The organism is Pseudomonas sp. O39 (assembly GCF_045447295.1).
Classification (GTDB): domain Bacteria; phylum Pseudomonadota; class Gammaproteobacteria; order Pseudomonadales; family Pseudomonadaceae; genus Aquipseudomonas; species Aquipseudomonas antarctica_A.
The window spans coordinates 22,140-41,004 of the sequence record NZ_JBJGXV010000032.1 but is presented as its reverse complement, the minus strand read 5'-3'; the positions used below and the strand labels follow the sequence as shown (position 1 = coordinate 41,004).

The following is an 18,865-nucleotide window of genomic DNA, read 5'->3' as shown; positions in this document are numbered from 1 at the left end:
TGCGATGAACCTCAGCGCGCCGTTTATCCATCGGCCCATTGCCACCACGCTGCTGGCGGCCGGGCTGGCCTTGTTTGGGGTGCTGGCCTTTAACCTGCTGCCGGTGGCGCCACTGCCGGAAGTGGACTTCCCGACCATCAGTGTCAGCGCCTCGCTGCCCGGCGCCGACCCGACCACCGTGGCCAGCTCCGTAGCTACGCCGTTGGAGCGCCAGTTCGGGCAGATCGCCGGGGTCACGCAAATGACCTCGGCCAGCAGCCTGGGCTCAACGCGCATCACGATGCAGTTCGACCTCAGCCGCGACATCGACGGCGCGGCGCGGGATGTGCAGGCGGCGATCAACGCCGCACGCAGCAACCTGCCCAGTGACTTGTCCGGCAACCCGACCTACCGCAAGGTCAACCCGGCGGATTCGCCAATCCTGATCATCAGCCTGACCTCCGACAGCGCCACGCCGGGGCAGATGTACGACGCGGCCTCGACAGTGCTCGAGCAACGCTTGTTGCAGACCACCGGCGTCGGCGATGTAACCGTGGGCGGCGGCGCGCTGCCGGCGGTGCGTGTGGAGCTGAACCCGGACCGGCTCAACCAGTACGGGGTCAGCCTGGAGCAGGTGCGCCAGGTGATCAGCGCGTCCAACGCCAACCTGCCCAAGGGCAATGTGGCGGTGGGTGATCGCTCCTATGGCATTGGTGCCAATGACCAGTTGCTCGACAGCAATGATTACGGGCCGCTGGTGGTCAAGGCGCACAACGGCGACCTGATCCACATTTCCGACCTGGGCTACGTGCGCGAAGACGTGCAGGACCTGCGCAACTTCGGTTTGTCCAACGGCAAGCCGGCAGTGCTGCTGGTGGTGTTCAAGCAGCCGGGCGCCAACGTAATCGACACGGTGGATGCGGTGAAAGCCTCGCTGCCGTTTCTGCAAAGCTCGATCCCGGCATCGATCAAGCTCAGCCTGCTGATGGACCGCACCACCACCATTCGTGCGTCGTTGCATGACGTGGAAGTGACCTTGCTGGCCTCGATCCTGCTGGTGACCCTGGTGACCTTCGGCTTCTTCCGTGACTGGCGCAGCACGCTGGTGCCCGCCGTGGTGGTGCCGTTGTCGTTGCTCGGCACGTTTGGCGCAATGTACTTCCTCGGCTACAGCCTCAATAACCTGTCGCTGATGGCGCTGACCATTTCCACCGGCTTCGTGGTCGACGATGCCATCGTGGTGGTGGAAAACATCATGCGTCACCTGGAGCGCGGCAAGACGCGGGTGGAAGCCGCGCTGGCAGGGGCGCAGGAAGTCGGGTTCACAGTGTTGACCATCAGCGTGTCACTGGTCGCGGTGTTCATCCCGTTATTGCTGATGGGCGGGATCGTCGGGCGGTTGTTTCGCGAGTTCTCGGTGTCACTCTCGGTGGCCATCGTCATCTCGATGGTGATCTCGCTGACCGTGACGCCCATGTTGGCCAGCGTGCTGTTGCGCGCGCCCAAGGAGATTCGCGAGGGCGACGAACACCCGGACTCACGCTTTCACCGGTTTTATGACCGCACCCTGGGCTGGGTGATCGATCACTCGATCCTGATGGGCCTGGTCACGGTGTTGGTGATCGTGCTCGCGGGCGTGTTGTACGTGCTGGTGCCCAAGGGCTTCTTTCCCCAGGAAGACACCGGGCGCCTGCAAGGCAGCATCATTGCCGCGCAGAGCATTTCCTACGGGGCGATGCAAAAGGACTTCACCGCGATCAACCACAAGGTGATGCAAAACCCCAATGTTGAAACCGCGGCCGGGTTTGTCGGCGGCGGTGGCGGCGGGGGTGGAGCGGTCAACAGTGCGCAGTTGTTCGTGCTGCTCAAGCCGATCGACCAGCGCAAAGACAGCGCCACCGACGTGATCGGGCAGATCCGCCACAGCCTGGGCGACTTGCCCGGGACCAAGCTGTTTTTGCAGGCTGCCCAGGACATCACCGTGGGCGGTCGACAAAGCGGTGCACAGTACCAATACACCCTGACTGCCGACGATCAGCAATCCCTGGATGAGTGGGTGCCCAAGGTGGTGGAGGTGTTGCACAAACTGCCGCAGTTGACCGATCTCAATACCGACCAGCAGGACAACAGCCTGCTGGCCAATGTGACCATCAACCGCGACACGGCCGCGCGGCTTGGCGTGGGCATGTCGGCGGTGGACCAGACGCTCTATGACGCGTTCGGCCAGCGCCAGGTCTCGACCCTTTACCGCGCCGCCAACCAATACCATGTGGTGATGGAAATCGCGCCGGAGTACTGGAACGACCCTTCGGCCCTCAAGGGTATTTATGTGCCCACAGGCAGCGCGGCAGTGGCGGCCAAAGGCACCACCGTGGCGCCGAACCTGGCCCGGCAAACCACCTTGGTGCCGCTGTCCGCACTGGCGGATAACAGCGTCTCGCGCACGGCGATTTCCATCAGCCACCAAGGCACCTTTCCAGCGGTGACCGTCTCGTTCAACCTGGCCCCCGGCACGTCGATCGGCCAGGCCACTGCACTGGTGGAGGACGCGGTTAAACAGCTGCGCATGCCGGCCAGCGTCACCGGCCAGTTTGCCGGCACGGCCCAGGTCTTCCAGTCCTCGGTGGCCAGTGAGCCGCTGTTGATCGTCGCCGCATTGCTCTCGGTGTACATCGTCTTGGGCATTCTTTATGAAAACCTGATGCACCCGCTGACCATCCTTTCCACCTTGCCCTCGGCGGGCGTCGGCGCGTTGATTGCTCTGCTGCTGACCGGCACCGAGTTGTCGATCATCGCGCTGGTGGGGGTGATTCTGTTGATCGGCATCGTGAAGAAGAACGCGATCATGATGATCGATTTCGCGATCACAGAACGGCGTGAGTTCGGCCTCAGCGCCAAGGAAGCGATTCGTCGCGCCTGCCTGATTCGCTTCCGACCGATCATGATGACGACGCTAGCGGCGATTCTCGGCGCGCTGCCGCTGGTACTCGGCTCGGGCTACGGTTCGGAATTGCGTCGGCCCTTGGGGATTTCGATTATTGGTGGGCTGTTGTTCAGCCAAGTGCTCACGCTTTACACCACCCCGGTGATTTACCTCTGGCTCGACCGGGCGTCTCAACGCCTGGGGCGGCACAAGGAAGCAAGGTCATGAAATTCAGATTCAGTGTGTTGTTGGTTGGCCTGATGCTGGGCGGTTGCATGGTCGGGCCGGATTACCAGAAACCTGCCATGGCGCTGCCGCAGTCGTTCAAGGAAGGCGCGCAGTGGCAACGTGCGGTTTCCAACCCTCGGGGCGCAATGGACAGCCAGTGGTGGCTGGCCTATCAGGACCCGGTACTGAATGACCTGGTGGCGCGCTCGGCCAAGGCCAACCAGTCGATCATTGCGGCCGAAGCGGCCTACCGATTGGCGCAGGCGCAAGTGGCCTCGAGTCGCGCCGGGTTGTGGCCGACGGTTGGCGTCGGGTTGTCGGGTTCACGCGGGTCGAGCGGCAGCGGCTCGGGCACCAGCACCACGTCCGGCACGACCACGGGAGGCGTGCAAAACAGTGTCAGCGCCACCCTGACCGCCAGCTGGGAGCCGGACCTGTGGGGCCTGGTGCGCCGAGGTATTGAGTCGAGCCAGGCCACGGCCCAGCAATCGGATGCATTGCTGGCGGGGGTGCGGTTGTCCATCAGCTCCAGCGTGGCGAGCAATTATCTGGCGCTACGCCAGATGGACATCGACGTGCGTCTGTTGCAACAGCAGCAGACGATCAACCAGCAACTGCTCGACATGATCCAGGCGCAGTTCACTCAGGGCGTCGCCACCAATGACCAATTGCTGGTGGCTCAGGACCAACTGACCACCTCGATTGCCGGCTTGCAGACGTCGTTGCGTGACCGCGAGCAATATGAGCATGCACTGGCGGTGCTGGTGGGTGTGGCGCCCAGCGAGTTCAGCGTGGCACCGCGCACGGATTTCACCTTTGTGGTGCCGCGGCCGCCGTTGACCTTGCCTTCGACCTTGCTGCAACGGCGCCCGGATGTGGTTGCGGCAGAACGCTCGGCGGCGTCGGCCAATGCCAGGATCGGCGTGGCCGAAGCGGCGTTCTTTCCTTCCCTGGACCTGACGGCCGAGGTGGGCTATCGCGGCAGTGCCTTGGGTGGGTTGTTCTCCTTGCCTAATCGGATCTGGACCCTGGGGCCTGCGTTGGCCGAGACGATTTTTGATGGCGGTGCGCGGGAGGCGGCGGTCAAACAGGCTGAGGCCAGCTACGATCAGATCGCCGCGAATTATCGCGGGACGGTGCTGAGTGCTTTGCAGAACGTCGAAGACAATCTGTCCGCGATTAATCATCTGCAAACCCAGGCAGATGCCTTCCAGCAGGTCTACCAGCGCAATCAGCAGCTGTTTGGGAGCCAGGAAGCGCAGTTGCGTGCGGGGACGGTCAGCCGGGAGACAGTGCTGACCCAACAGCTGGTGTTGTTGCAGGCAGAGCAGAATTTGCGCGATACCCAAGGGCAGTTGAGTCAGGGGAGTGTGGCGTTGATCCAGAGCCTGGGCGGGGGATGGCAAACTGCGCAGTAATGACCAAGACGGCCAATGAAGGTCTCAGCCCTCATTGGCCGTTGCGCTGTTGCAGCGTGCCTCAGATAACTAGCCTGCTTTGCTGGCAAGCGTAGAGGTTGGTTTTTTTACCGGGAAATCATCATCGAAGAACGTTGACGCTTCTTCAATTTGGGATTTACGTTGTTTGCGCAGAAACTCTTCGAAGTCTTTTTTGATCGCAGGGTCTTCAAGCGCTTCATAATCAAATACGTTGGCGCCGTATTTATAGGAGAAGTTGATGTCGACAAACTCGGCACTGGCGCAGGCGGATGAGAATTTCGAGTTGTTTCTATCAAAGTTGACGCGGTACTGTTTGATTTTTGGAATATAGACGATGTTGGTGCCCACCTTGAACACTTCGACGGAAACACCCACGGTAATGGTTTTGTAGAAGTCTTTGTTGTTTTCGACGCCGAAACGCAAGGCGTCTCCCTGCTTGGCCATAAACTTCTCAAAACTCTTCAGGGCACTGGTGCCTTGCGAGGCGACGATGTCCAATATGAAGTTGACGAAGTCGGCGGCAATACTGACCCCGCGTATATGCCGTGAATAGGATTGCTCATCGATTTTGCTCGGGCCCATCAGCGGTAGTTTTGACAGCGCCAGGCTCCAGAGCGCCACGTCGGTTTTGTACTGCTCCCCCTCGGCTTCGGCCTTGCGCTGCACGTAATTGGTGACGACAGAGGTCATGCCGATCAAGTATTTTTTCAGCTCGCTGATCTTTTTCATGACCTCCGGGTCTTCGATCAACTCGTTGCCGATAATAAACTCAATCAGCCCATCGGTATCGGCGTAGGGGTTATCGGCGTCCTTAAGTTGAATATCCTTGAGGTGTGTGTCGCCAAAGAAACTATGGGCTTCTTTCAGTTGTTCGGAGAATAAGCGGACGTCTTTGACGTGGGCGGGCAGGGCGCTAAGTGTTTTCATTTCGTCATTTCCTTATGAAAGCAGTCACTAACTGTTTGACGCGACTCCATCACGGATGGCTGTCCGTCAGGGTCGCGAAAGTTCACCACGGATGAAACATGCTTGGCTGTTTTAAATCGGTTTTTAGTGCCTCGGTTATTCGAGGTATGGCCTCTGAAAAAGAGGTAGGGGAGTTATAGGTTTAATGCCGGGTATTGGCAATGAACACGCTCAACCAATTCGCTTGCTTGGCCGGAACAGTTATAGCGTTTAGGAGTGAGCCTTTAGAGGCTGTATTTTGACGGCCGTCACTCATGCGTGCGAAGTATGGCTAAGTGATGGCTTTTGCAAGGTTTTTGGTGGCCGCTTTCCAGCTGTTGAAACCTCACGATGAGGCAGGGCCGTCGGCCGAGGCCTGGAGGATACGACGAGTGGTTGCGTTCGAAATCAAAATCAAAAGCCATGCGACGCGCGATTGGCAATGTGCAGGAATATAGATACGATACTAATCATTAGCTTGCTATCTATGTGCTCATTGAATGAAGTCTTCCACGTTTCAACTCCCGGATTTCTGGCAAGCCACCCTGGCGCCCTCGCGGGTCGATCTGCTGTTTGCCCTGCGCAACATGATCGCCGGCGGGGTCGCGTTGTATCTGGCTTTTTGCTTTGATCTGCAGCAGCCACAATGGGCTTTGACCACGGTGTTTATCGTCGGCCAATCCACCAGCGGCATGGTCTTGGCCAAGGGCGCCTATCGGCTGCTGGGCACGTTTGTAGGCGCCCTGGCTTCGGTCGTAATGATCGGGGTTTTCGGCCAGGCGCCGTTGCTGTTCCTGCTGTGCATGGCGTTGTGGCTGGCGTTCTGCACCACGGGGGCTTCGCTGCTGCGTAATCACGCCTCTTATGGCTTTGTGTTGGCGGGCTACACCACGGCCATTATTGCCTTGCCCGCGACCGCCGCGCCGCTGGGCGTGTTCGATGAGGCGGTGGCGCGCTGCCAGGAAATCAGCCTGGGGATCCTCTGCGCGTCTATCGCCAGCACGATCTTATGGCCGCGCCGGGTTGAGCAGACCCTCGCGGTTCAAGGACGCGCCGCCTGGCAGGCGGGAATGCGCGCAGCGGCGTCGGAGCTGCTGGGGACGGATCAGCGCAAGGGCTTGCTGGAGGCGCTGGGCCGTTTGGTGGCGGTGGACGCCCAGCGCGACCATGCCTGGTTTGAAGGCCCCAAGGGCCGGCGCCGCTCCCAGGCGTTGCGGGTGCTCAGTCGCGATTTACTCGGCTTGTTGCGCGCGGCACGCGGCGTGGCCCGGCAACGGATGATGCTGGATGACGCGTCCCTTGTTACGACATGGGTGGAAGACGTGGCCGCCACATTGCAGCAAGAGCGGCAAGAGGCGCTGCCTGAACTGTCGCGTCGCCTTATTTCGGCGCTTGCCGATCCAGGTCTAAGCCCAGACGCGCACTTTTGCCTGGTGCAGTTGGCCCAGGTCCTGCGTTTGGTGAACGTGGGGGCGCTGACCCTGGAGGCTATCGAGACGGGCAGGGTGCCACCGGGCGCGCCGGGGGCCATGTCCTGGCATCGGGATATCGAGCAGGGCGTACTCGGCGGCTTGCGCAGTGCCTTGGCGTTCCTGGCGGTCGCAGCGTTCTGGGTGTTCACGGCCTGGCCCTCGGGCCTGGGCGCGGTGTCGATCAGCGGCGTCGTGTTGAGCCTGTTTGCCGCGCGGGAGAATCCCTCGGCGTCGAGTCTGAATTTTCTCAAGGGTATCGCGCTGTCGATCCCAGTGGCCGGTTTTGTGCGCTTTGCGGTGTTGCCCGGGTTTGACGCTTTCCCGCTGTTATGTGTGGCGCTGGGTGTGCCGTTGTTCTTCGCCTCGCTGTGCATGAGCCGGGTAAAACTGGCAGCCAGCGCCTCGGCGTTTTGCATTTTCTTCGTCAATAACGTCGGGCCGAGCAACCTGATGACCTACGACATCGCCGCCTTCCTCAACAAGGCCATCGCCACGCTGGTGGGCGTCGGCATTGCGGTGGTGGTGTTTCGCCTGATCCAGCTCAACCCCGGCGAGCGCCATTATCGGCGGATGTTCAAGGCCTCATTGTTTGACTTGGCGCAGCTGACGTCACGCCCCTTGGAGCAGGCCGAAAGCTGGTTTGGCGGGCGTATGGCCGATCGCTTGATTCGCCTGTCGCGCTACAGCCAAACCTTGCCTGCCGAGCGTCATACCCATTGGGACAATGGGTTGCTGGGGCTGGATGTGGGCGATGAGTTGCTGGAGTTGCGCGCAAGTTTATCGGGCAGCCAAGGCGCGTTGGCCCGTGTGCGCGATGATTATCTGCGGCAGTTGGCGGTTGTGCTCAAGCAGGGTGGGCCTGGCGTGGCGCAGGTATCGGTGCTGGATGCGCCAAGCACTGCGCTGTTGGACGTGCTTGAGCGGTCGTCGATGTTGACGGAGCAGGATCGGGAGATGGCCAGGGCGGCGGTGCTGCAGTTGCGGTTTACGTGGCAGAAGTGGTGTCAGAGGGGCGTCTGATTGCAGGAGCTGGCGAGCCAGTTCCTGCAACGAGTGTTACTCGGCGATCTGCAACTTGCGCGATTCGGTGTAGATGTAGCGCACCTTTTCATACTCGAACGGCGAGTTCATCTGACCGTAGCGGAAGCTGGTCTGGTAGCGCTTGTCGACGGCGCGCAGGGCCCAGATTTCCGGGTGGTTTTCGCTGACCTTGGACACGTTGAGGAAGTTGACCTCGGTTTCCGCGCCGTAGTCGACGATCAGGCCGGTGGTGTCGCGCAGGTTCGATGGGCCGAAGATCGGCAGCACCAGGTACGCGCCGCCGGGCACGCCGTAGAAACCCAGGGTCTGGCCGAAGTCTTCGCTCTGGCGTGGCAGGCCCATGGCGGTAGCCGGGTCCCACAGGCCGGCGACGCCGATGGTGGTGTTGAGCAGCAGGCGCCCGGTGGTTTCCAGGGAGCGGTGGCCCTTGAGTTGCAGCAGGCTGTTCAAAAGGTTGGGCACGTCGCCCAGGTTGTTGAAGAAGTTGCTGACGCCGGTGCGCAGGAAGCTCGGTGTGACATAGCGATAACCGTCAACCACCGGCAGGAACACCCATTGGTCGAAGCGGTAGTTGAAGTGGTACACGCGGCGGTTCCACGACTCCAGCGGGTCGTAGACATTGAGCGCGGTGAGCGACGAACGCTCGAACTCGCGCTGGTCCAGGCCCGGGTTGAACTTGAGCTTGGTCAGCGGCTCCTTGAAGCCGTCAGCGTCAACCTTGACCGGTTCGTGGGCCTTGCTGTTGTCGGCATTGGCGACGCCCGCGCACATCAGGGCAGCGAGCAGCAGAAGATATTTAGCCACGGAAGAACTCCAGCATGGCGTCGGCGTTGACGCGGTAATTGAGGTTGCCGCAGTGGCCGCCCAGCGGGTAGACGGTCAAGCGATCGCCGAAGGTTTTACGCAGGAAACCGAGGTCGCCAGGGCCGAGAATCACGTCGTCGGCGTTGTGCATCACCGCGATTTTAGGGCTGTCGTGCAGGTAGTCCTTGAGCGCATAGAGGCTGACCTGGTCGACCAGTTGCAGCAGGCTGCCGCCGTCCGAGCGTGCGCGCCACATCGGGATCACTTGTTCGGTGAGGTAGCAGTCGAAGTCGCATTGCAGCGCACGCTTGAGGAACGGCGTGAGGCTGGTGCCTTCGGTGATCGGGTATTTGGGCGGGATGATCAGGCCACGGCGGTTGATCAGGTCCGAGGTAAAGGCAATGTCGGCCGCCGAGAAGCGGAACGAGGTGCCGATCAGCATCGCCATCTGTTCGTTGGTCAGGTGCTGCTTGGAGTTCTGGAAGTCGTAGAGCAGGGCGTCATTGAGGTCGATGTAGCCTTTTTGCTGGAAGTAGCGGGTCAGCTTGGCCAGTACCAGCTCATAGAAGGTGGTGGTGTTGTTGATGCCCTTGACCTCGGTCTGTACCAGCTTGTCGAGGTTGGTGATCGAGGTGTAGAGGTTGACCGGCGGGTTGAGCAGCAGCACTTTCTTGAAGTTGAAGCTGCGGCGGGTCTCGTCCAGCTTGCTGACAAACGCAGCATCCAGGGCGCCCAGGCTGTAGCCGGTGAGGTAGAAGTCGGTCACTGGCAGCGAGGCGTTCTGCGCGCGCACGGCTTGCATCACGCGGTACATGTCTTCGGCGTCTTCCTGGGTGATACCCGGAGTGGCGAAGCGCGAGGCGGCGCTGATGAAGTCGAAGCTGGTGGGCGACGACAACTGCACCACGTGGTAGCCGGCCTGGTAATACAGCTTTTTCAGGTATTCGTTGATGCTGCTGTCAAACCGCGCACCGGTGCCCGCGATCAGGAAGATCAACGGCGCGGCGTGGTCTTGTTTGGCGATGCGGTAGGTGAGTTTCTTCACCGCCCAGAAATTGTCCGGCAGGCTGAACTCGCGCTCTGGGCGCATGTTCAGGGTGTAGTCAGACTGGTTGATCTCATCGTTGGTCGGCAATTTGGGCCGAAGGTCAGGCGGGGTGGTGGCGATGGTCGCTTCGAACGGGTTGGTCAAAGGGAAGCCATAGGTGGCCTGGTCGATGTCGACGGCCAGTGCTGACGCACTCAAAAAAAGGCTGCCGAGTAAGGCAGCACAGCGCAAGGAACGGAGCATGACTTAATCCCTAAGAGGAAACGGGCTGAATGAAGTTCGCAGGCTATGACCACCGCGTTGCCACCGAAGTGCCAGCCTTCGGCACGAAAAGTCGGAAAAAAACGTCGGAATCGGGGTTATAGCAGCCAGAAGATACACGTTGCCACGCATTGATGGACACTAATTGTGTGTATGCGCCTTGCTAACGGCAGCCGGCGCATTAAGCTGAGCGGCGTTTTTGCCTATCGGAGTGCCCCATGTCCCGTCGTTTGCCACTGATCCTGCTGCTTATTGCCCTGCCGTTATGGTTGGCCGCCAGTTATGGCGCCCGTTACGGTTTTATGGAGGATGGCCGGTGGGTGGGTATCTGCGTTGATGAGGCCAGTCGCTGGGAATGCCAGTTGCGTTCGAACCTGGGGTTGATGATCCACTTCAAGGTATTGGGCTGGGCGGCGTTGATCGCGTCGGTGCTGGCGTTTTTTGTGCCGGGTCGAGCGGGGTGGGGCTTGGCAGTTTTGGCAATGGTGTTCGGCTTGCCGGCGCTGGCGTTGTACAACACCACGTTTGCGGTGTTTGCGGTGGTGATTGCCGGGTTGCGGTTGGTCAGGAAGCCTCGCGTTGCCTGACAGGGCCTCATCGCAGCATAGGTATCTCACATCTTTTTTTACGGGTTGAGTGCTGTGGTTGTCGGGGGGGGGGGCGCTGAGTACATATCCGTTGTTTGGGTCACGGCTGACATTGGTTTCGCCCTTACGGCGACTCACTTTGGAAAAGCCCCAAAGTAAGCAAAGGGCTCTTGCCCCACCACTCGGCACCTCGCCTAGGCTCGGTGTGCCCTCACTCCGGCATCACGAAGCGGGCCGCCGCGACGGGCCGTCCCTGCCCCGTCGCGGCTAAACCGGCGTCCTGCCGGTTTACCCGCTCCGTAATACCTGCGTTCGGCCAGCGTGGTTAACGGGGCGCCTAGGATCAACAGCAGATCAAGATCAAAAGCAGAGCACGGCGGCCTGGTAGCCGACCTGAGTGGTTAGATCAAAAGCAAAGCTGAAGCGGCCTTCCAGCCGACCTGATCTTGGAAACTGAACTCGGATAGTGTCAGTTGATGCATCTGGTGACTGACCCAGCGTATTCGCGAGCAAGTCGAATCGCCGCACCGCCGCTCCCACATTTGGAACTCAGTACATCAGGCAGAGAGTGTGCGGCTCTTCAGGCTGTACTCGGTCAATGTGGGCGCTGGCTTGCCGAATCGTCGCAACGCTGCAAAAGCGGTCTTAAGCCCTACGCACCCGCAAGCAACGCCACAACGCTACAACCATCATCACGCTGACCACCGCCCAACCCCACGCCTGCTGGTTCAGCAGACCTTCACGGTAGAGCTGCGGCGCAATGCCTGCACCGATAACGAAGGCCAGCAGCGCGATCTCCCGGCGTGGCCCCGTTACCGGGCGAACCAGGTACACCAAGGCCGGCAACACCAGTGCCGCACTCGGGAAGCTGCGATACCGCGGGTCAAATACCAGTGCGAGCATCATCACCGCTCCGGCAAAGCCGGCGATTGCCACCAGCCAGCCTGCGCGTTGCTCCAGCCAGTTGAACGCCCGTTCGCGCCAACCGTCCCGCGCACTCAGGGCCAGCGCGGCATGGGCCAGCACCAGCAGGTTCAGCACGACCAGCAAGCCTGCCCACACCCATTCATCGTTGAAGCGTGCGGTTACGCGGGTCAGTTCGGCCCAGGTGCCGATTGAGCAGGCGGCGACCGCTCCGAGCAGTGGCAGCATTAGCGCTGCGCGAGTGCTGCGAACGCGCCCGCCGAGGGCCAAGGTACCCAACAGGATAATCCCGCCCACGCCCAACCACAGCGGCCAGTACGGCACATTGCTCACCGGCCCTGCGAGGATGCCCTTGTCCTGGCGGTCGGCGTCAAACAGCCCCCAATAACCGCCGACCGCGCCTTCACTGGCGCGCTTCCATGGCTGGTCAAAGGCTTCGATCAGGTTATAGCGCCAACCGTTGGCCTCGGCCATGGCCACAAAACCACGCATGAACTTGGCTTCGTTGACCCGGCTCGGCACGGCGGTTTCGCGCTGGCGACCTTCGCTGGGCCAGCCGGTCTCGCCGATCAGCACGTCTTTTGGCGCGAACTTGTTGCCGAAGGTCTGGCGCACATCACCCACGTGCTTGAGCGCCTGGTCGATGCCGGACGGGTCATCTTCCCAGTACGGCAGCAGGTGAATGGTCAGGAAATCCACGGCCGGGGCAATTTCCGGGTGTTGCAGCCAGAATTCCCAGACATCGGCATAGGTGACCGGCTGTTTGATCTGACTTTTGACTTTATGGATCAGCGTCACCAGTTGCTTGGCGGTGACTTCTTTGCGCAGCAGGGCTTCGTTGCCGACGATGACCGAGGTGACCACGTCGGGGTTGGCGTTGGCCGCCGCGATCAACTCGTCGATTTCTTTTTCGGTGGCAACCGGGTCACTGCTGACCCAGGCGCCGGCCATTAACTTCAATCCATGTTTGCGCGCCATGCCCGGCAGGGCTTCCAAACCGGTCATGGAGTAGGTGCGAATGCATTCAAAGCGGGTGGCCAGCAAGGCCAGGTCGGCGTCCATGCGCTCGGGACGCAGCTTGAACGGCTGATCGAACGGCGATTGGTCTTTGTCGAATGGCGTGTAGGACGCACATTGCATTTTGTGGCTGGCGCTGGCCACATCCGGCAACACCACCGGCCGGCCGAGGCCATACCAATAGCCGACAAGGGCAAGCACGCCGAGGATCATGGCGAAAAAATAGGGCAGGGCAGGGAAGCGGGCAGTCGCGGGCATGGTCAGCTTATCTGGGGGAGCAAAGGCGCGCATCTTACCCGGATTTGGCCCGTCCCAGTGGGGCAGCATGATTTAGACATGCAAAGTTCGGGCGGGATTTTGGCGGCATGTCCTGCAAACCGGGCTGCTGGCGATGTGATGTCGTTTCTTGCTTACCTGAGGTCGCAGTCAGAGCAGGTCCAAGCCCCCGGCAGGTTGATGATCGAAGTGTCAGCACTCCACTGATGTCGTGCCGCCGGATCGATGCGCGTGAAGGGGGCGCGGTGCACCACATAACAACAGGTTGACGTCGCTCGGCATCCGTCGGGCGCAGCACTTTCGGGGAAGTACTATGAAGATGCGACGACTCTTGGGCGCAGCTGCCACTCTGGTAGTTGCGATGGGCTCCACACTGGCCAGCGCCGACAGCAAAACCCTGAGCATCGGCTATGTAGACGGCTGGTCCGACAGCGTTGCCACCACTCACGTGGCGGCAGAGGTGATCAAGGAAAAGCTCGGTTATGACGTGAAACTGCAAGCCGTCGCCACCGGGATCATGTGGCAGGGCGTAGCTACCGGCAAACTCGACGCCATGCTTTCCGCCTGGCTGCCCGTGACCCACGGTGAATACTGGGCCAAGAACAAGGACAAGGTCGTCGACTACGGGCCCAACTTCAAGGATGCGAAAATTGGCTTGATCGTGCCGGAGTACGTCAAGGCCAAGTCCATCGAAGACCTCAAGACCGACACCACCTTCAAGAACAAGATCGTCGGCATTGATGCCGGTTCAGGCGTAATGCTCAAGACCGACGAAGCCATCAAGGCCTATGGCCTGGATTACAAGCTGCAAGCCAGTTCGGGCGCTGCGATGATCGCCGAGCTGACCCGTGCCGAAGACAAGCAGGAATCCATTGCGGTGACCGGTTGGGTGCCACACTGGATGTTCGCCAAGTGGAAACTGCGTTTCCTGGACGATCCAAAAGGGATTTATGGTGCTGCTGAAACCGTCAACAGCATCGGCAGCAAGGGCCTGGAGAAGAAAGCGCCGGAAGTCGCCGCCTTCCTGAAGAAATTCCAGTGGGCCTCCAAGGACGAAATCGGCGAAGTCATGCTCGCGATTCAAGAGGGTGCCAAGCCTGATGCGGCGGCCAAGGACTGGGTTGCCAAGCACCCTGAGCGTGTCGCCGAGTGGATCGGTAAATAACCCCCGAAGCGTCTAAATAGCACCTTGCAAGCCCGTCTGGCGTTTTCGTCAGGCGGGCTTTGTCATTTACGGGAGAAAAGCTGTCACTTTAATCAGTTCAAAGTTGGCGCGAACCCTCATGTCGTTCTAATACTAAGGTCGTCTGGAACCTGTTCTGCAGCCGCATACAGTGGATACGTTCCAATAATAAAAAAGCTGTGCTGCGAGGATAAAAACAATGAACGACAGCATTTACCTCTCGATTCAAAACAGCCCGCGCTTCAAGGAGCTGGTGAGAAAAAGGGAAAGGTTCGCCTGGATTCTCTCGGCGATCATGCTAGGGCTTTACTCCGCTTTCATTCTTCTGATTGCCTATGGGCCGCAAATACTGGGGGCCAAGATCAGTCCCGGCTCGTCCATCACCTGGGGAATCCCGATTGGGGTCGGGCTGATTGTTTCGGCCTTTGTCCTGACTGCGATTTACGTACGACGCGCCAACGGCGAATTTGACGACCTGAACAATGCGATTCTCAAGGAGGCTGCGCAATGATCCGTCGTCTATTGGCTGTACTCGGCGCTTCGGTCTTTGCGCCTGCCGTTTGGGCGGCGGAAGCATTGACCGGCGAAGTGCATAAACAACCGCTGAATATCCCGGCGATCCTGATGTTCGTCGCCTTCGTCGGCGCGACCTTGTGCATCACCTACTGGGCATCCAAGCGCAACAAATCGGCGGCCGACTACTATGCGGCCGGCGGCAAGATCACCGGTTTCCAGAACGGCCTGGCGATTGCTGGCGACTACATGTCGGCGGCGTCCTTCCTGGGGATTTCCGCGCTGGTGTTCACCTCCGGCTACGATGGCTTGATCTACTCGATCGGCTTCCTGGTGGGCTGGCCGATCATTCTGTTCCTGATCGCCGAACGCCTGCGTAACCTGGGCAAGTACACCTTTGCCGACGTAGCGTCGTATCGCCTGGGGCAAACCCAGATCCGCAGCCTGTCGGCCTGTGGCTCGCTGGTGGTGGTGGCGTTCTACCTGATCGCGCAGATGGTTGGCGCGGGCAAGCTGATCCAGTTGCTGTTCGGCCTCGATTACCATGTGGCGGTGATTCTGGTGGGCATCCTGATGTGCATGTACGTGCTGTTCGGCGGCATGCTGGCGACCACGTGGGTGCAGATCATCAAGGCGGTCCTGCTGCTGTCCGGTGCCTCGTTCATGGCGCTGATGGTGATGAAGCACGTCAACTTCGACTTCAACATGCTGTTTTCCGAGGCGATCAAGGTTCACCCTAAAGGTGAGGCGATCATGAGCCCCGGCGGCCTGGTGAAAGATCCGATCTCTGCATTCTCCTTGGGGCTGGCGCTGATGTTCGGCACCGCAGGCCTGCCGCACATCCTGATGCGCTTCTTCACCGTAAGCGACGCCAAGGAAGCGCGTAAGAGCGTGCTGTATGCCACGGGCTTCATCGGCTACTTCTACATCCTGACCTTTATCATCGGCTTCGGCGCGATCCTGTTGGTCAGCACCAACCCGGCGTTCAAGGATGCGGCAGGCGCCTTGCTGGGCGGTAACAACATGGCGGCGGTGCACCTGGCCAACGCGGTGGGCGGCAGTATCTTCCTGGGCTTCATCTCGGCTGTGGCATTTGCCACCATCCTGGCGGTGGTTGCCGGTTTGACCCTGGCGGGCGCTTCGGCGGTGTCCCATGACCTTTATGCCAGCGTGATCAAGAAAGGCAAGGCCAACGAAAAGGATGAGATTCGCGTGTCGAAGATCACCACCATCGCCCTGGCGGTGCTGGCAATCGGCCTGGGTATCCTGTTCGAAAGCCAGAACATCGCGTTCATGGTTGGCCTGGCGTTCTCCATTGCGGCCAGCTGTAACTTCCCGGTACTGCTGCTTTCCATGTACTGGAAAAACCTCACCACCCGTGGCGCGATGATTGGCGGTTGGCTGGGCTTGATCAGTGCCGTCGGCCTGATGATCCTTGGCCCGACCATCTGGGTCTCGATCCTGCACCACGAAAAAGCCATCTTCCCGTACGAGTACCCGGCGCTGTTCTCGATGATCATCGCGTTCGTCGGTATCTGGTTCTTCTCCATCACCGACAAGTCGGCGGCGGCAGAGAAGGAGCGTGCACTGTACTTCCCGCAGTTTGTACGTTCGCAAACTGGCCTGGGGGCGAGTGGGGCGGTGAATCATTGAGGCAGTTGCAAGCTTTAAGCTACAAGCTGCAAGTTAGAAGCAGTGTTGTATAGAGAAATACCCCTGTCGTGAGGCAGGGGTATTTTTTTGCTTGTAGCTAACAGCTTGAAGCTTGCAGCTCACTAAATCCCAGCCAAAAAAAACGGCCTCATAAAGAGGCCGTTTTATTTGGCTGGGATTTAGTGCCGATCTTCCAGCTTGGTGATGTCACGCGACTCGTAGCCGGTGTACAGCTGGCGCGGGCGGCCAATCTTGTACGGGCTGGAGAGCATTTCTTTCCAGTGGGAGATCCAGCCTACAGTACGGGCCAGGGCGAAGATCACGGTGAACATGCTGGTTGGAATGCCGATCGCCTTGAGGATGATCCCCGAGTAGAAGTCGACGTTCGGGTACAGCGAGCGCTCGATGAAGTACGGGTCGGTCAGGGCGATCTCTTCCAGGCGCATGGCCAGTTCGAGTTGCGGATCGTTCTTGATGCCCAGTTCCTTCAACACTTCGTCGCAGGTCTGCTTCATCACGGTGGCGCGTGGGTCACGGTTCTTGTAGACGCGGTGACCGAAGCCCATCAGCTTGAACGGATCGTTCTTGTCCTTGGCCTTGGCGATGAACGTGTCGATGTTCGAGACATCGCCGATTTCATCCAGCATGGTCAACACGGCTTCGTTCGCACCGCCGTGGGCAGGGCCCCACAGTGCGGCGATACCGGCGGCGATACAGGCGAACGGGTTGGCACCCGAAGAGCCGGCCAGACGTACGGTAGAGGTGGAGGCGTTCTGCTCGTGGTCGGCGTGGAGGATGAAAATCCGGTCCATCGCCTTGGCCAGCACCGGGCTGATCGGTTTGATCTCGCACGGGGTGTTGAACATCATGTGCAGGAAGTTTTCCGCGTACGTCAGGTCGTTGCGCGGGTACATCATGGGCTGGCCCATGGAGTACTTGTAAACCATTGCGGCCAGGGTTGGCATCTTGGCAACCAGGCGGATCGCGGAGATTTCGCGATGCTGCGGGTTATTGATGTCCAGGGAGTCGTGATAGAAGGCCGACAGGGCGCCGACTACGCCGCACATGACGGCCATCGGGTGGGCGTCGCGACGGAAGCCGTTGAAGAAGGTCTTCAACTGCTCGTGAACCATGGTGTGGTTCTTCACGGTGCTGACGAACTGGGCTTTTTGCTCGGCTGTTGGCAATTCGCCGTTTAGCAGCAGGTAGCAGGTTTCCAGATAGTCCGACTTCTCAGCCAGTTGCTCGATCGGGTAGCCCCGGTGCAGCAGAATGCCATTGTCGCCGTCGATATAGGTGATCTTCGACTCGCAAGAGGCGGTCGACATGAAGCCTGGGTCGAAAGTGAAACGGCCCGTGGCCGTCAGGCCCCGTACGTCGATAACATCGGGACCAACGGTGCCGGTTAAAATGGGCAGCTCGACGGGGGCTGCGCCCTCGATGATCAACTGCGCTTTTTTGTCAGCCATGTGGCCTCCTATTTATGCTTCAAATCATCAGACAGACCCCCCACGCAGGGCCCGCACCACTATAGTGAGATAAATTCAGATGTCAATTTGCCTAAAGTCTTGCTCCAGAAGGCTTTAACCGTACTTTTTCGTCGAAATTGACTGCCATTTACGCCTTTTATCCCGCCAGCGCAATCAGCTATTAGGGTGAGGTGTGCGCGTTGTCATTAGTAGCCTAACTGTCTATACTCGGCCACCGACCGCCAAGGGCTTTTGGGCTTGCTTTCATTGGGGGTCGCACTCCCTGGGTGGTGCTTACCTGACCAGTGCACTCCCCAACAACTTTGCCCTGATTGTTAGGGGCTCTTCAGTGTGAAAAAAAGCCGTGAATAGCCAACGACCTGTAAACCTAGACCTAAGGACCATCAAACTCCCCATCACCGGCGTTACGTCGTTCCTGCACCGTGTTTCCGGCATCATCCTGTTCCTGGGCTTGGGCATCATGCTTTATGCATTGAGCAAATCCCTGGGTTCCGAGGAAGGATACGCCGAGGTGAAGGCATGCTTGACCAGCCCGCTGGCCAAGTTCGTAGCATGGGGCCTCCTGTCCGCTCTGCTTTATCACCTGGTAGCCGGCGTGCGCCACTTGATCATGGATATGGGCATCGGTGAGACGCTGGAAGGCGGCCGCCTGGGCTCGAAAATCATCATCGCCATTTCCGTGGTGCTGATCGTTCTGGCAGGAGTTTGGATATGGTAACCAGCGTTACGAACCTATCGCGTTCAGGCCTCTATGACTGGATGGCGCAGCGTGTGTCTGCGGTCGTTCTCGCGGCTTATTTCATTTTCCTGATCGGATACCTCGTCGCAAACCCGGGCATTGGCTATGAGCAATGGCACGGCCTGTTTTCCCACAATGCGATGCGAATCTTCAGTCTGCTGGCACTTGTAGCCCTGGGCGCTCACGCCTGGGTCGGCATGTGGACCATCGCGACCGACTACCTGACGCCGATGGCGCTGGGCAAGTCCGCGACTGCAGTACGTTTCCTCTTCCAGGCAGTATGCGGCGTCGCGATGTTCGCTTACTTCGTCTGGGGTGTGCAGATTCTTTGGGGTATCTGAGT

The 18,865-nt window shown here is 59.7% G+C and carries 14 protein-coding genes; 9 read left to right on the top strand and 5 right to left on the bottom strand.

Annotated features, from left to right (window positions below; all coding sequences use genetic code 11):
* The first annotated feature begins 4 nt into the window (after positions 1–4).
* Positions 5–3,130: an efflux RND transporter permease subunit gene (locus ACI77D_RS27465; protein WP_407017891.1), complete on the top strand. Its 3,126-nt coding sequence runs from the start codon at positions 5–7 to the stop codon at positions 3,128–3,130.
* Complete coding sequence (locus tag ACI77D_RS27460) at positions 3,127–4,548, top strand: efflux transporter outer membrane subunit (protein WP_262667433.1); 1,422 nt, start codon at positions 3,127–3,129, stop codon at positions 4,546–4,548. The genes ACI77D_RS27465 and ACI77D_RS27460 overlap by 4 nt, the downstream gene beginning before the upstream one ends.
* Positions 4,549–4,617: 69 nt before the next feature.
* Here the strand turns inward: ACI77D_RS27460 and ACI77D_RS27455 are convergent, their stop codons facing one another.
* Positions 4,618–5,496 (bottom strand): hypothetical protein, encoded by an 879-nt coding sequence (locus ACI77D_RS27455; RefSeq protein WP_064451596.1) that lies wholly within the window; start codon positions 5,494–5,496, stop codon positions 4,618–4,620.
* A gap of 518 nt (positions 5,497–6,014) precedes the next feature.
* Here ACI77D_RS27455 and ACI77D_RS27450 point away from each other — a divergent pair.
* Positions 6,015–8,006: an FUSC family protein gene (locus ACI77D_RS27450; protein ID WP_407017890.1), complete on the top strand. Its 1,992-nt coding sequence runs from the start codon at positions 6,015–6,017 to the stop codon at positions 8,004–8,006.
* A gap of 36 nt (positions 8,007–8,042) precedes the next feature.
* On the opposite strand, the gene ACI77D_RS27445 is transcribed toward ACI77D_RS27450, so the two are convergent.
* Positions 8,043–8,831: a VacJ family lipoprotein gene (locus ACI77D_RS27445; RefSeq protein WP_064451598.1), complete on the bottom strand. Its 789-nt coding sequence runs from the start codon at positions 8,829–8,831 to the stop codon at positions 8,043–8,045.
* Complete coding sequence (locus tag ACI77D_RS27440; protein WP_064451599.1) at positions 8,824–10,122, bottom strand: hypothetical protein; 1,299 nt, start codon at positions 10,120–10,122, stop codon at positions 8,824–8,826. The genes ACI77D_RS27445 and ACI77D_RS27440 overlap by 8 nt, the downstream gene beginning before the upstream one ends.
* A 236-nt stretch (positions 10,123–10,358) precedes the next feature.
* Here ACI77D_RS27440 and ACI77D_RS27435 point away from each other — a divergent pair, with 236 nt between their 5' ends.
* On the top strand, positions 10,359–10,727 hold the full coding sequence (locus ACI77D_RS27435; protein WP_064451600.1) for a hypothetical protein: 369 nt from the start codon (positions 10,359–10,361) through the stop codon (positions 10,725–10,727).
* Between the two features lie 645 nt (positions 10,728–11,372).
* Here the strand turns inward: ACI77D_RS27435 and ACI77D_RS27430 are convergent.
* Complete coding sequence (locus ACI77D_RS27430; protein WP_407017889.1) at positions 11,373–12,926, bottom strand: glycosyl hydrolase family 17 protein; 1,554 nt, start codon at positions 12,924–12,926, stop codon at positions 11,373–11,375.
* A gap of 331 nt (positions 12,927–13,257) precedes the next feature.
* On the opposite strand from ACI77D_RS27430, the gene ACI77D_RS27425 reads away from it, so the two are divergent.
* From ACI77D_RS27425 to ACI77D_RS27415, 3 genes are all read left to right on the top strand, one after another.
* A complete protein-coding gene (locus ACI77D_RS27425) occupies positions 13,258–14,109 on the top strand; it encodes a glycine betaine ABC transporter substrate-binding protein (protein ID WP_024074296.1) in 852 nt (283 codons plus the stop codon).
* A 217-nt stretch (positions 14,110–14,326) separates the two neighbouring features.
* Positions 14,327–14,638: a DUF485 domain-containing protein gene (locus ACI77D_RS27420; RefSeq protein WP_064451602.1), complete on the top strand. Its 312-nt coding sequence runs from the start codon at positions 14,327–14,329 to the stop codon at positions 14,636–14,638.
* Entirely contained in the window at positions 14,635–16,293 is a 1,659-nt protein-coding gene (locus ACI77D_RS27415; protein ID WP_064451603.1) for a cation acetate symporter, read from the top strand. Before ACI77D_RS27420 ends, ACI77D_RS27415 begins: the two co-directional genes overlap by 4 nt.
* A gap of 179 nt (positions 16,294–16,472) precedes the next feature.
* Here ACI77D_RS27415 and gltA read toward each other — a convergent pair whose 3' ends face one another.
* Complete coding sequence (gene gltA / locus ACI77D_RS27410; RefSeq protein ID WP_034137560.1) at positions 16,473–17,762, bottom strand: citrate synthase; 1,290 nt, start codon at positions 17,760–17,762, stop codon at positions 16,473–16,475.
* Between the two features lie 364 nt (positions 17,763–18,126).
* On the opposite strand from gltA, the gene sdhC reads away from it, so the two are divergent.
* Both sdhC and sdhD read left to right on the top strand, forming a co-directional pair.
* Positions 18,127–18,501 carry a succinate dehydrogenase, cytochrome b556 subunit gene (sdhC, locus tag ACI77D_RS27405; protein ID WP_003172804.1) on the top strand — a complete coding sequence of 125 codons (375 nt, stop codon included), beginning with the start codon at positions 18,127–18,129 and terminating at the stop codon, positions 18,499–18,501.
* Positions 18,495–18,863: a succinate dehydrogenase, hydrophobic membrane anchor protein gene (sdhD, locus tag ACI77D_RS27400; RefSeq protein ID WP_003172805.1), complete on the top strand. Its 369-nt coding sequence runs from the start codon at positions 18,495–18,497 to the stop codon at positions 18,861–18,863. The genes sdhC and sdhD overlap by 7 nt, the downstream gene beginning before the upstream one ends.
* The last annotated feature ends 2 nt before the right edge of the window (positions 18,864–18,865 follow it).